The 13,261-nt window shown below is 72.4% G+C and carries 11 protein-coding genes; 8 read left to right on the plus strand and 3 right to left on the minus strand.

Annotation, left to right across the window (positions count from 1 at the left end; genetic code table 11):
• Positions 1 to 79 precede the first annotated feature (79 nt).
• Both ABFS34_13405 and ABFS34_13410 read right to left on the minus strand, forming a co-directional pair.
• Positions 80 to 1,210: a hypothetical protein gene (locus ABFS34_13405; GenBank protein ID MEN8376437.1), complete on the minus strand. Its 1,131-nt coding sequence runs from the start codon at positions 1,208 to 1,210 to the stop codon at positions 80 to 82.
• Positions 1,207 to 3,582, minus strand: a complete 2,376-nt coding sequence (locus tag ABFS34_13410; protein MEN8376438.1) for a choice-of-anchor B family protein — start codon at positions 3,580 to 3,582, stop codon at positions 1,207 to 1,209. Before ABFS34_13410 ends, ABFS34_13405 begins: the two co-directional genes overlap by 4 nt.
• Before the next feature lie 244 nt (positions 3,583 to 3,826).
• On the opposite strand from ABFS34_13410, the gene ABFS34_13415 reads away from it, so the two are divergent.
• The 3 genes from ABFS34_13415 (at position 3,827) to ABFS34_13425 (ending at position 7,560) form a co-directional block, all read left to right on the plus strand.
• Complete coding sequence (locus tag ABFS34_13415; protein ID MEN8376439.1) at positions 3,827 to 4,291, plus strand: Hsp20/alpha crystallin family protein; 465 nt, start codon at positions 3,827 to 3,829, stop codon at positions 4,289 to 4,291.
• Between the two features lie 74 nt (positions 4,292 to 4,365).
• A complete protein-coding gene (clpB, locus tag ABFS34_13420; GenBank protein MEN8376440.1) occupies positions 4,366 to 7,059 on the plus strand; it encodes an ATP-dependent chaperone ClpB in 2,694 nt (897 codons plus the stop codon).
• A 108-nt stretch (positions 7,060 to 7,167) separates the two neighbouring features.
• Positions 7,168 to 7,560 carry a hypothetical protein gene (locus ABFS34_13425; GenBank protein ID MEN8376441.1) on the plus strand — a complete coding sequence of 131 codons (393 nt, stop codon included), beginning with the start codon at positions 7,168 to 7,170 and terminating at the stop codon, positions 7,558 to 7,560.
• 27 nt (positions 7,561 to 7,587) lie between these two features.
• Here ABFS34_13425 and mce read toward each other — a convergent pair whose 3' ends face one another.
• On the minus strand, positions 7,588 to 7,986 hold the full coding sequence (mce, locus tag ABFS34_13430) for a methylmalonyl-CoA epimerase (protein MEN8376442.1): 399 nt from the start codon (positions 7,984 to 7,986) through the stop codon (positions 7,588 to 7,590).
• A 163-nt stretch (positions 7,987 to 8,149) separates the two neighbouring features.
• Here mce and trxA point away from each other — a divergent pair, with 163 nt between their 5' ends.
• The 5 genes from trxA to ABFS34_13455 all read left to right on the plus strand — a co-directional run.
• Positions 8,150 to 8,509 (plus strand): thioredoxin, encoded by a 360-nt coding sequence (gene trxA, locus ABFS34_13435; GenBank protein MEN8376443.1) that lies wholly within the window; start codon positions 8,150 to 8,152, stop codon positions 8,507 to 8,509.
• Between the two features lie 118 nt (positions 8,510 to 8,627).
• Entirely contained in the window at positions 8,628 to 9,566 is a 939-nt protein-coding gene (locus tag ABFS34_13440; protein MEN8376444.1) for a hypothetical protein, read from the plus strand.
• Between the two features lie 7 nt (positions 9,567 to 9,573).
• Entirely contained in the window at positions 9,574 to 10,428 is an 855-nt protein-coding gene (gene rsmI / locus ABFS34_13445) for a 16S rRNA (cytidine(1402)-2'-O)-methyltransferase (GenBank protein ID MEN8376445.1), read from the plus strand.
• A gap of 1 nt (position 10,429) precedes the next feature.
• Entirely contained in the window at positions 10,430 to 11,116 is a 687-nt protein-coding gene (locus ABFS34_13450) for a DUF4159 domain-containing protein (protein ID MEN8376446.1), read from the plus strand.
• 19 nt (positions 11,117 to 11,135) lie between these two features.
• A partial coding sequence (locus tag ABFS34_13455; GenBank protein ID MEN8376447.1) for a hypothetical protein occupies positions 11,136 to 13,261 on the plus strand: 2,126 nt, incomplete at its 3' end.

The raw sequence follows: 13,261 nt of genomic DNA on the forward strand, positions 1-13,261 counted from the left end.
CGGCTACGGCGCGTCGTTCCGCCTTGCCCCGCGGGCGCATCACGCGCCTCGGTGCACACGGGACTTCCGCGCCGGCACACTAGCGCCGCAGGCCCGTGGCAACGCCCGCCGCGTTCGCGCCGATGGGTATGGCGCGCTCCACCGTGCGGCTGGCGGCGTCTATCACCACCAGCGCGCCGGCGTTCGCCGCGGCGCCCGCGGGCGCCCAGTCGCCGTCGGTGTTGTTGGCGCTCACGAACACGCGCCGGCCGTCGGCCGAAACCACCGAGCCGTGCGGCTGCGCGAGCGCGGGGTGACGCACCTCGCCCACGATGCGCTGGGTGCCGACGTCGATCACGTGCACCACGCCTCCGCGCTTGGACGGCACCCACAGCGTGCGTCCGTCGGGCGAGAACGACGCGTGCCACGGCTCGCCGCCCACGTGCACCACGCCCGACGGCGTGGGCCGGTCCGCGTCGTCCACGCGGAAGAACATCACGTCTCCGGAGAGCTGCCCGGTGGCAGCCAGTAGCGGCTGCGTGGGTGACACGGTGATCTGCACCACGGCGTGCGTCGGGCCCGCGAGGTCGATCAGCTCGGCAGCCTCGTCGCGGACCGCCGCGAGCCGGTTTTCACCCAGGCTCGAGGAGTACGCGGTGCCGGTGCGCTGATCGTACGCCAGCGCGTGCGGGCGCGGGAAGAACACGTCGATCTCCTCGATGGACATGTCCTCGCGCCGCACGACGCCGATCCGCGCCGGCGGGTTCACGGCCGCCATGGACCGGCCCACGTACAGCACGCCGCCGGCCCGGTCCAGCGCCATCAGCCCCGGCGCCTGGAACTCCGCCGAGCCCTCCAGCTCGCCGTCGGGAGTCAGCTTGACCACCCGGTTCTCGGCGATCAGCGAAACGTAGATGGCCGACCCGTCGGGCTCGGTCGCGACGTGGTGCGGCTTGGAGTTGGCGCCGAATCCCAGCGCCTGCAGGTCGATCCTGCGGACCACCTCCAGCGAGCGGGCGTCAACGGCGGTGACCGTCGCGGCGCCCTGTTCGGCGACCCACACCAGCTCGCGGTCGGCGGGCGGGCGGGCGTCGGTGGGCACCACGCCCGGCGAGCTGCACGCACCGGCGCCGGCCAGCAGCAGGGCCGCCGCCAGGGCGGCCCCCCGGCCGGGGCCGGCCGGCGCGGGGCGCACGCCGTCCCGCCCGGCCAGCGCGCCTCGATCGCTCACGAAACCGGCTCCTGCTTGCGCAGGAAGAAGATCCCCAGCCGTCCGCCCGAGATCACGATGGTGCCGCTGTCGAAGTAGGGGTAGGTGCTCCACGAGCCGTCGAACACCGCGCGGTCGCCGCCGTACGGCACGGTGTCGAAGAAGCCCACCTCCTGCGGGTTCTCCGGATCCGAAATGTCCAGGATGCGGAGCCCCGAGGTGTAGTTGGATTCGTAGGCGTAGTCGCCCTTGATGTAGAGGTTGTGGTCGATCGACTTGGTCGGCCCGAAGTATTCCTTCACCAATTGCGGGTCGTCCAGGTCGCTCACGTCCCAGATGAGCGTGCGGGTGTTCTCCACCTTGCCCTGCAGCTCGTCCAGCTCGTCGTCCATGTAGAGGTAGCGGTGGTCGTCGGTCAGCCACGCCTGGTGCGTGTAGCCGACGTTGGGGTACTCCGCGCGCGAAATGGCCAGCGGAGCCGCCTTGTCGCTCACGTCCGCGATGCTGAGCGCGGTCTCGTTGGAGCCGAAGCAGATCTCCTTGCCCGCGTGGTCCTCGTCCGGACCGGCGTACATGACGCACTGGGCGTCGTGCGAGTAGCCCGTGCCGGCGCGGCCCGTGGACGGATCCTGGAAGCAGCCGACGAACGTCGGGTTCGAGGCGTCGCGGATGTCCACGATGTGGAGGCCGCCGCCGCACGTTTCGCCGCCGCCCCGGGCGCCCACGATGTAGGCGAAGCCCGAGCCCTCGTTGATCACGATGTTGTGCGCGCTCGCGATGTTCTCGTAGAGCACGTCGGGCTCGAAGGTGACCGGCAGGTCCGACGCTTCCAGGTCGCGGATCTGGCGCAGGTCGAGCACCTGCATGCCGTGCTGGCCGGCGCCGTCGGCGACCACGTAGACGTGGTCCTCGTAGACCTTCATGTCCCGCCAGGCGGCCGAGTTGGAGCCCGGCGTCATGGGCAGGTCGCCGACGTAGGTGGGGTTGGCGGCGTCGGTGATGTCCACGATGGACAGCCCGTCGATACGGCCGACCAGGGCGTATTCACGGCTTGTCTCGCCGTCGGTCCAACCCCACACGTCGTTGAGACGAATGCCCCGGCCGCCGCCGATCTCCGACACCGGCAGGAAGGACACCAGGTCCACCTGCTCGCACGACCACAGCGCGGCCTCGCCGCTCGCGCACGCCACCTCGCCGCCGGTGACGGCCTCGAGGCTCTCCGGCTCGCTGGCCAGGACCGCCACCTCGTTCCAGGCGTCTCCCTCGCGCGCGAACACGAGCGCCGAGCCGGCGCCGTTGTCGTCGCTGGGCGCGCCCACCACCGCCACGTCGCCCGCCACCGAGAGCGACCCGGCGAAGCCGGTGCCGCGCAGGCCGTCCTCGCGGCCGAACATGCTCGCCTTCGTGATCGCCCCGTCGGCGTCCCGCTCGAACACGTAAACCGCGCCGCGGAAGCCGTTGGCGCGCGAGCCGCCGATCATGATGCGGTTCCCCTCGGCGTGGATGGTGCCGCCGAAGCGATCCCGCCCCGTGGGCGCGAAGGGCGCCAGCGCCCCGCCCGGGTTCCACGCGCCGGACTCTGCGTCGCGGGCGAAGATGAGTACCATGCCCGTGCCGTTGCGGTTGGGCGCTGCCACGAGCGCCTCGTCGGGGCCGTTCAGAGCCACCGTGGAGCCGAGCGCGGCGTTCTCGCTCAAGGCGCGCACCGTGAGCTTGCCGCTCTCGACCCAAGCGCCGTCCTCGCGCGTGAACACGTAGACCGCGCCTACCCCCTGGGTCTCGCCGGCCGCCTGGCCGGGCGCTCCCACCAGCGCCACGTCCCCGAGGACCGCCATCGACGCGCCGAACCTGTCGCCGTCGGCGACGTCCTCGGCGCTCAGGGAGCCGGCTCCCACCCAGCCGTCGTCGGCCCACGTGAACGCGCTCACCGAGCCGTCCCTCCCCGCCACAAGCAGCGAGCCGTCGTCCAGCGCCAGCGCGCTGCCCATGCGCGCCCCGTCGGCGGCACCCGCGAAGGCCACGCGGCCCGCTTGCGCCAGTCCGTCCCCTTCGCGCCGGAAGGTGTAGACGGCGCCGCGCCCGTCGTCCTGTCCGGGCGCGGAGATCACGAGCAGGTCGCCGCCGGCCGCCAGCGCGGAGCCGAAGCGGTCCTCTTCCTGCCAGTCGGACGGCGTGATGCGGCCGACCTCGGCCCAGCCGTCGTCGCCCTGGCGGTACGCGTACACGACCGCGGGCCCGATCAGGTTGTTGGATTCGGCCACCACGATGTCGTCGCCGAAGCGAGCGACGGTCGCTCCGTAGCCCGTGCGGAGCGCCTGGGCGTCGAGCGTCGCGGTGGTGGAGACAGCCAGGATGGCGAGCGCGAAGGCGGCTCGGAACTCGAGATTCTTCATGACACCCGGGATTCGGGGGAGCGCCGGACGGCGGCCGATTTTTCAGAGACGCCCCGTATACGCGCGAGGGCCCCCAAATGTGCCGTCCGGCGTCAGGCGGCACGTGCTGCCGTTCCGGCAGGGTGCGCCGGAACGGCCCTTGCCCGAAGCGAAGGCGACGCCGGCGCTGCGTCCGTTCTGTAGACGTGGCGCGCCGCCGATTGGTTGGGACCGGTACGCCGGAACAGGCAGGGGAGCGAACCAAATGAAGAAGCGTTTCGATTGGGGTGAGCCGTGGGACAGCGTCAGCGACGCCGTCAACCGCGTGATCGAAGATTTCGGGGGCATGGCCGAGCAGACCGTGGTGCAGCTCTCGTGCAGGCCGTCGGTTGCGTTGCGCAAGAGCACGGCGGGCTACGCGCTGGACGTCCTCGTGCCGGGGCTCGCGCGCGATCAGGTGGACGTCGCGCTGGAGGGCAAGACCGTGATCGTGAGCGGCGAGTGGCCCGCGCGCGCCGACGAGGACGTCGATACCCTGCTGCGCGACGAGTTCCCGCGCGGCCGCTTCCGCCGCACCGTGCACCTGCCCGAGGCGGTGGACGCCGACGGCGTGAAGGCCAAGCTGGCGGGCGGCATCCTGTCCGTGGAGCTGCCGCTCAGCGAGCCGTCCCAGCGCACCGAGATCGAGGTCGAAGAGGTCGACGAGGGCGACGAGGGCGACGCTTCCTGAGCGCGCTGCGCCAGGGAGACGGCCCTGCCAATCAGGCCGGGGGGTGACGCGCACGCGAGCGCGCGCCCATTTGAATGGATGGTCGCCGTGGCCGAGCCGGCCGCGGCGACCTCCCATCGACGGGGGAGTCGGTGAACCAGGATAGACTGACCATAAAGGCCGGCGAGGCCCTTCAGGCCGCCGCCACCGAGGCCCGCAAGCGCGGCAACCCCGCGCTGGAAGACGTCCATCTGCTCAGCGCGCTGATGGCGCAGGACGAGACCATCGTCGTGCCCGTCCTGCGCAAGGTAGGCGCGGACGTGCCCGACCTCGGGCGCGCGCTGCTGGAGCGCTTGGACCGCCTCCCCAAGCAGTCCGGTACGGTGCAGCCGTCGCTGGGGCGCGAGACGACGGCGGTTCTCGACGCCGCCGAAGAGGAGGCTCGCTCCCTCGCGGACGAGTACGTGTCCACCGAGCACCTGCTGATCGCCCTGGCCGCGGTGGGGTCGGACACCCGCGAACTGCTGGCCGAGCGCGGCGCGGACGCGGACGCGCTGCGTCAGGCGATCCAGGCGGTGCGCGGCCCGCACCGCGTCACCGACCAGGATCCCGAAGGGAAGTATCGCGCGCTGGAGCGCTTCAGCCGCGACCTCACCGACGCCGCCCGCGACGGCAAGCTGGACCCCGTCATCGGGCGCGACGAGGAGATCCGCCGGGTCGTGCAGGTGCTGAGCCGGCGCACCAAGAACAACCCGGTCCTGATCGGCGAGCCGGGCGTGGGCAAGACCGCCATCGTGGAGGGCCTCGCCCAGCGCATCGTGAGCGGCGACGTGCCCGAGTCCCTCCAGCACAAGACGCTCATCGCGCTGGACATCGGCGCGGTCCTGGCCGGCGCCAAGTACCGCGGCGAGTTCGAGGAGCGCTTCAAGGCGGTGCTCAAGGAGATCACCGAGGCCGAAGGCCGCTTCGTGGTCTTCCTGGACGAGCTGCACACCATCGTGGGGGCCGGCGCCGCCGAGGGCGCCGTGGACGCCGGCAACATGCTCAAGCCGGCGCTCGCGCGCGGCGAGCTGAGGGTCGTCGGCGCCACAACGCTGGACGAGTACCGCAAGCACATCGAGAAGGACGCGGCGCTGGAGCGGCGCTTCCAGCAGGTGTACGTGGGCGAGCCGTCCGTGGAGGACACGGTGGCGATCCTGCGCGGCCTCAAGGAGCGCTACGAGGTGCACCACGGCGTGCGCATCACCGACGGCGCCATCGTCGCCGCGGCCAAGCTCAGCGATCGCTACATCGGCGGGCGTTTCCTGCCCGACAAGGCCATCGACCTGATGGACGAGGCGGCCAGCCGCCTGCGCATCGAGATCGACTCCCTGCCGCAGGAGATCGACGAGGTGGAGCGGCGCATCATGCAGCTCGACATCGAGCGCACGGCGCTGGAGAAGGAGGAGGAGGCCGGTGCCGTGGAGCGCCGCGACCGCATCGACCAGGAGCTGGCCGAGCTGCGCGAGCGCGCCGGGGCCATGAAGGCGCGCTGGCAGGCGGAGAAGGACCAGATCACCCATATCCGCACCCTCAAGGGGCGCATCGACGAGCTGCGCATCGAGGCGGAGCGGGTCACCCGCACCGGCGACCTCGCGCGCGCCGCCGAAATCCAGTACGGGGAGATCCCGCAGCGCGAGACCGAGCTGGAGGAAGCGGCCGCGCGACTGGACGAGGCCCAGGCCGAGTCGCGTTTCCTGAAGGAAGAGGTGGAAGCGGAAGACGTGGCCGATGTCGTGTCGCGCTGGACCGGTATACCCGTGACCCGGATGCTCGAGTCCGAGCGCGAGAGGCTGACCAACCTGGAGGGCGTCCTCGGCACCCGCGTGATCGGCCAGGACGAGGCGGTCGGAGCGGTGGCCAACGCCGTGCGCCGAAGCCGCGCGGGTTTGCAGGACCCCAACCGACCCATCGGCAGCTTCATCTTCCTCGGCCCCACCGGGGTCGGCAAGACCGAGACCGCCCGCGCGCTGGCGGAGTTCCTGTTCGACGACCAGGACGCGATGGTGCGCATCGACATGTCCGAGTACATGGAAAGGCACGCCGTGGCTCGGCTGATCGGAGCGCCCCCCGGCTACATCGGCTACGACGAGGGCGGCCAACTCACCGAGGCGGTGCGCCGGCGCCCTTACGCGGTGGTGCTGTTCGACGAGATCGAGAAGGCCCACCCGGACGTCTTCAACGTGCTGCTCCAGATCCTGGACGACGGCCGCCTGACGGACTCCCAGGGGCGCACCGTGGACTTCCGCAACGTCGTCGTCATCATGACCTCGAACCTGGGCAGCCCGATGATCCTGGAGCGCGCGATGAGCCAGGACTGGGCCGAGGTCGAGGACGCCGTGCGCGGCGAGATGCGCAGGCACTTCCGGCCCGAGTTCCTCAACCGCATCGACGACGTCATCGTATTCCGGCCGCTGGGCCGCGAGCAGATCGGCCGCATCGTCGAGATCCAGTTGCGCCACCTGGGCGCGTTGCTCGCCGACCGCGAGATCACGCTCTCGGTGAGCGACGCCGCCAAGGCGCGCATCGCCGACGAGGGATTCGACCCGGTGTTCGGCGCGCGCCCGCTGAAGCGGGCGATCCAGCGGCTGGTACAGAACCCGCTCGCGCTTGAAGTGCTCGAGGGGCGCTTCGGCGACGGCGACAGCGTGGTCGTGGACGTCTCCGCGGAGGGCGACGGTCTGACCTTCCGGGCGGGCGAGGCGGCGGAGCCACAGAAGGCCGTTGCGGAGAGCCTCGCACCCGCATAAGCTTGCCCAATCTGGTCGGGGTGGGGTGAGTCACGTGGAGAGAGAGCCAGGTTCATGCGCAGCAGCGTGCCAGCAGTTTGTCTGCTCGCGGCCTTCGCCGGGGGGTGCGTGAGTCAGACCGTCTCCGTGGGCGAGATGACGCCCGGCCCGGATGCCGTTGCCCCCTCCCTCGTCGTAGAACGCTTCCTGCAGGCCGTCAACGCCCGAGATGTGGGTACGCTCGGGCGTCTCTTCGGCACGCGCGATGGGCCCATCGCCGACCGGGATGACCGGGACGCGGTGGAGCAGCGCATGTTCACGCTGGCGTCACTGCTCCGGCACCAGGACTACTCGATCCTGGGCGATCGGGTGGTGCCCGGCAGGGTCACCGAGGCGTTGGACATCATGACGACGCTGCAGCAGGGAGGGCGATCGGTGGCGGTGCCGTTCACGCTGGTGCGGACGCGCGACGGCGGGTGGCTGGTGGAGCGGATCGACACGGGAGAGTTGTCGCGGCGCTAGCGCGCGCGACTGGCGGGCGGCGGTACACTAGGAATCCTGAATCAGTTCGATGAGGACGCCGACGGTGGAGCGGGGGTGCAGGAAGGCCACGAGATGGCCACCGGCACCGAGCCGCGGCGTTTCGTCCACGAGTAGGACCCCGGCCGACCCGAGTCGGCGCAGCGTGGCGGGCAGGTCGGGGACCCGGTACGCCAGGTGGTGGATGCCGGGACCCCGTCGCTCGAGGTGGCGTGCGACGGGAGTGTCGGGGCCCGTCGGCTCGAGGAGCTCGAGCCGGCCGGGGCCGTCGCCGAGGAACTGGACTCGGACGCCCTGGGCTTCGATGACTTCGACGGGGGAGGCGGGTCCTCCGACGATTTCGAGAAGCGTCGCCCGCGCTTCGTCGAGCGAGGCGACGGCGACGCCGACGTGATCCAAAGGGAACATGCGGGGTATTTGTAACCAGTGAAGTAGCAGGGTCCCGATTCGGGGCCCGCACGATTGCCCGGATGTTGCGCAGTTGATAGCACGTGAGCAAGCGCCGAGCATGTACACGAGGGTCCGAGCGGCGGTAGGCTTCGGGGCCTCACACCCAGACCAGGGGGAGAACGTGGAGAACGGTAGAGTCGTCGAAATCACAGATGGCAACTTCGACGACGAAATTGCGGGTGGGGAAGGGCTGGTGATGGTGGATTTTTGGGCGGCCTGGTGCGGCCCTTGTCGCATGGTGGCCCCGGTGGTGGCGCAACTCGCCGAGGAGTACGACGGGCGCGTCAAGGTCGGGAAGCTGGATGTGGACGCCAACCAGCGCACGGCGATCAAGTTCAACGTGCGCTCCATTCCCAGCATCCTCTTCTTCCACAACGGAGAGCACGTCGACACCGTCATTGGCGCGGTGCCGAAGCCGCACCTCGAGCGCCGGCTGGTGGAGCATCTCGCCCGTTCGGGCGCGAACGAGGCCGCGGGCTGAGGCCACTCGGGGCGGTCCTGTCCGCCCTCAGAGAAGTAACTCTCCGCGACCCGCCCGCGCGTCCGACTTGCCGACGCGCGGGCGGGTTTCTACATCCCGTCTCTCCATGATCGATACCATGCCGCACCAGAAGGCCCTGCTCCCGCGCACGAAGCTGCGCTGGGTGGACCTGCAGGCGCTCCTGAACGACGGCAAGATCGCGCGGGCCTCGCGGCTGCCCACGGTGCTGTCCCTGCATCTCGGCGAGCAAACCGACGTGATCATGCTCCGCGACGGCGATCCGGTCACGGCGGCTCGGATCGAGCCCGGCGGGCGCCGGGTGGTGCGCGTGGACTCGGTGGTGCGGTTCGCCGAGCGCGAGCGGGAGCGCGCCGAGGTGGCGTTCTATCAGGTGAGCGAGGGCCAGCAGCGCGCGATGTGGGCTACGCTGGACCCCGAGGTGGAGGCCGGCGAGCCCATCGCCGCGGCGCGGCTGGCGGCCTCGGCTCGGGCGTCCGGGGGCGACGGCGTGGCGGAGATTCAGGCTGGCGGCGTGTTCCACTACGTGGTGTTCGAGGACGGCACTCCGGTGCAGGTGTTCGGCGTGGGGCTGGCCGACGGCACCGAGCCCGCGGCCGCCCTCGAGACGCTGGCGCGGCGCCACGGGGCCGCTCCGGTGCGCCTTTTCGGTCCCCCGCGCGACCCGCCCCCGCAGGCGCCGGCGGCGCTGTTCAGTCTGTACGAACGGCTCGTTCAACGGCTCGGACACGAGGTCGCGCGGGCTATCGGCACCGAGGCGACGACGGATTGCTTCACGGCGGCCCGCGGACGCCTGGAGGAGACTTCGCCCGTGCTGGCGTCGTTCGCCGTCCACAGAGACGGACGCGTGGTGGCTGACGACGCCGTGGTCACGCGCGCCGAGCTCAGCGACGCGGTCGCGGAATGGATCCGCGCCATCCTGAAGGGCGCCACCGACCGGGGCCTGCGCGACGTGCTCGAGGTGGCCGGTCGCGCGGTGGAGCCCGACCGTCACGCGCTGACCGCCCAGGGCATGGTCGCCCGCCTGCTCGACGACTGACGGCCCGATGGGAACCCTGTTCGTCGTCGCGACGCCCATCGGCAACCTGGAGGATCTGTCGGCGCGCGCGGCGCGCGTCCTCGGCGAAGTCGCCCTGGTGCTGGCCGAGGACACCCGCCGCACGCGTATCCTGCTGGACCACATCGGCGCCCGCACGCGCCTGCTGTCGGCGCATCAGCACAACGAGACGCGGCGCGTGGACGAGGTCCTGAAGAGGCTCGCCGCGGGCGAGGACCTGGCGCTGGTGTCCGACGCGGGGACGCCAGTCGTGAGCGACCCCGGCGGCCGTCTCGTCCGCGCGGTGGCCGCGGCGGGGCACTCCGTGGTGCCCATCCCAGGCCCGTCCGCGCCGGTCGCGGCGCTGTCCGCCAGCGGCCTGCCCGCCGACCGCTTCGTGTTCCTGGGGTTTCCGCCACGGGGCGGAGCAGAGCGCCGCGCGTTGCTGGCCCGCGTGGCCGAGTCCGCCGACACCGCCGTCCTTTTCGAGGCGCCGGGTCGGCTGCTGGACCTGCTGGAGGACCTGGCCGGCGCGTGCGGCGAGGGTCGCGCGGTGGCGGTCGCGCGGGAGCTGACCAAGATCCACGAGGAGGTCCGGCGCGGAACCTTGGCCGAAGTCGCCGCTTATTACCGAGAAGAACCGCCCCGCGGCGAGGTCGTCGTCGTCGTGGGTGGCGCCGCGCCAACCGTGGAGGAGGAGACGCTGTCGGATCGGGTGGCGGTGGTGCTGGCGGACGCACTGCTGGATCACGGGGTGAAGCCGAGCGCCGCGGCCCGCGAAGTGGCACGCAGGACCGGCCTTCCCCGCAACCGTGCCTACGAGGTCGTGCACGCCCGAGCGCGTGAGCGGCCGGAGGAAGGGTAGATTGAGGGGACGCGTCTCGGCCCGCCTAGTCCTGGCGTGCGCCGTCCCGCTGGCGCTGGCCGGCGCATCCGCGCGCGGCACTCCCGGCGCGGGGCCCGCCGTCGCCGTGGTGCAGTACGACGGCGGGGGCGACTGGTACGCCAACCCGTCGGCGCTCCCCAACCTCCTGCGCGAGGCGCGTGCCCGCACCGGCATAGCCTTCCCCGAGAGAGCGGAGACCGTGCGCCTGGACGACCCAGGGCTGCGCGACTTCCCGTACCTGTACCTCACCGGTCACGGCAACATCGCCCTGGCCGACGCCGACGTCTTGCGGCTGCGCGCCTACCTGGAGGACGGGGGCTTCCTGCACGCCGACGACAACTACGGCCTGGACGAGAGCTTCCGGCGCGAGATGGGGCGCGTCCTGCCCGAGGCCGATTTCGTGGAGCTGCCCGCGGACCACCCCGTCTACCACTCCTTCTACGACCTGGAGGGGCTGCCCAAGGTCCACGAACACGACGGCGCCCCGCCGCAGGGCCTGGGCCTGTTCCACGGCGGACGCCTGGTCGTCTTCTACAGCTTCGAGTCGGACCTGGGGGACGGCTGGGAGGACGCCGACGTGCACGGCGACGCCGCGCACGTGCGGGAAGCCGCGTTCCGCATGGGCGTGAACCTGCTCGTGTTCGTGCTGGCGCAGCCGGCGCGCTGATGGCCGCGCGGAGGGTGCCGTGAGCCCGCAGGAGTTCTGGACTCGACTCGCGGCCGCCAGGAGCCGGCTGCGCCGGAGCGCGGCCGCCTCGGTGGCGCTCGCGGCGCTGCTCGCCGTGCCCGCGCTCATGGTCGTCGCCTGGCTGGCGGTACCCATGACCGCGTGGGACCGGCCCAGTCCGCTGCCGCTCGCCGCGTCGCTGGTGGCGCTCGGCGCCGGCGCGGCGCTCGCCACGGTCGGCGTCCGCAGGTGGCTCGCGCCGCTCGACGAGGCGACGGTCGCGGGAGCCGCCGAGGCGGCCCGCGGCCTGCCGGAAGGGAGCCTGCGCGGCGCGCTCGAGCTGCGCGGTGGGACGCCCGTCGGGACGTCGCCTTCGCTGGCCAGGCTGTCCGAGCGCGCCCTGGTGGAGCGCGTGGGCCGCGCGACGCCGAGCGAGCTGGCGGGCAGCCTGGGGGAGCGCGCTTCCAGGCGGCTGCGTCGGCTGGGGGCGGGGGTGCTGACTCTGGCGCTCGCCGTGGCGGCGCTCGGCGCCAGCGATTCGTCCCGAGCGCGCGCCGCGTGGGCGCCGCTGCTGCGCCCGCTGAGGGCCCTGGCGCCGCCCGATCTGCCTCCGCTGGAGGTGTCTCCGGGCCACGCGCGCGTCGCCCGCGGGGACACCTTGGCGGTCACCATCTCGGCGCCCGAGCGCAGGGTCGTGTCGCTGCACTGGCGAGCCCAGGGCGAGCTCCCGGGGCGCGCTCGCCTGGCCGTGGACGGCGGCGGCGCCGCGGGCGTGATCGGCCCCGTGGAGGCGCCCACGCGCTACTGGGTGAACGCGCCCGACGGCGCGGTGTCCGACACCTTCGTGGCCGAGCCGCTCGACCCCCTGCTGCTGTCCAGCCTGACCGTCGATGTGGCCTACCCGGCGTACCTGGGCCGGCCGGCGGACCGCTTCCAGGGCGAGCCGCCGCCGCTGGTGCTCCCCGAAGGAGCGACGCTGCGCCTGCGCGGCACCGCCACGCGGCCGCTGGGCTCCGCGGCGCTGCGCGGCCCGGGCGGGGAGTCGCCCCTGGCCGTGGACGGCGACCGCTTCGACGGGCGCCTGAGGCCGGCGCAGTCCGGGACCTTCGGCTGGGCGCTGGTGGACGCCGCCGGCGAGGCGAGCCCCGCGCCGCCGCCGCCGCTCCAGATCGCGCTGGTGCCGGACAGCGCGCCGTGGGTGCAGGTGCGCTTCCCGGGCGAGGACACGGAGGTCGGCCCGGACATGCGCCAGCCGATAGTGGCCCACGCCGGCGACGACCACGGGTTGCGCCGCGCAGCTCTCGTCAGTTGGCGGGTGGACGCTTTCGGCCAGCGCGACAGCGCCGTGCGCGCCCCCATCCAACTCGGCGGAGTGCCCGCCACGGCGGCGCTGCACTCGGTGCTCGAGGCCACCGGTCGGCGGCTGCTTCCGGGCGGCCGGCTGGAGTACTTCGTGGAGGTCACCGACGACGGGCCGCGCGCGCAGACCGCGCGTTCGGCCACGTTCGCGTTGCGCTTCCCGAGCGCCGACGAGCTCAGGCACCGCGTCGGTGAGGAGGCGGACGATCTGCTCAGCGGCGCCGACGACCTGTCGCGCACCGCGCGCGAGCTGGAGCGCGCGACGCGCGAGCTCCAGCGCCGCATGCAGGCCGGCGAGAACCGCGAATCGGGGCGCTCGGGCGGCGGGCGCGACGCCGACGAGGGAGACCGCAAGTCCACCCTGGAATTCGAGCGCGCCGAGGACGCCCGCAGCGTCCTGGACCAGCAGGAGGCGCTGCTGGAGGAAGCACAGGCGCTGCGCGAGCAGATGGAGAAGCTGAGCGACCTGTCGGAGTCCGCCGGCCTGTCGGATCCGGAATTCCAGGAGCGGCTGGACGAGATCCGCGACCTGCTCGACGAGGTCGGCTCGGACGAGCTGCGCGAGCAGTTGAACAGGCTGCGCGAGGCGCTGGAGAACCTGGACGCCGCGCAGACGGAGCAGGCGCTGCAGGCGCTGGCGGAACAGCAGCAGGAGCTGCAGCAGCGGCTGGAGCAGAGCCTGGAGTTGCTGCGCCGCGCCGCGGCCGAGCAGGAGATGAGGGCGCTGGCCGACGACGCGCGCCGCCTGGCGGCGCAGCAGGAGGCGCTGGCGCAGTCGCTGGCGGA

Source organism: Gemmatimonadota bacterium, from assembly GCA_039715185.1.
GTDB lineage: Bacteria > Gemmatimonadota > Gemmatimonadetes > Longimicrobiales > RSA9 > DATHRK01.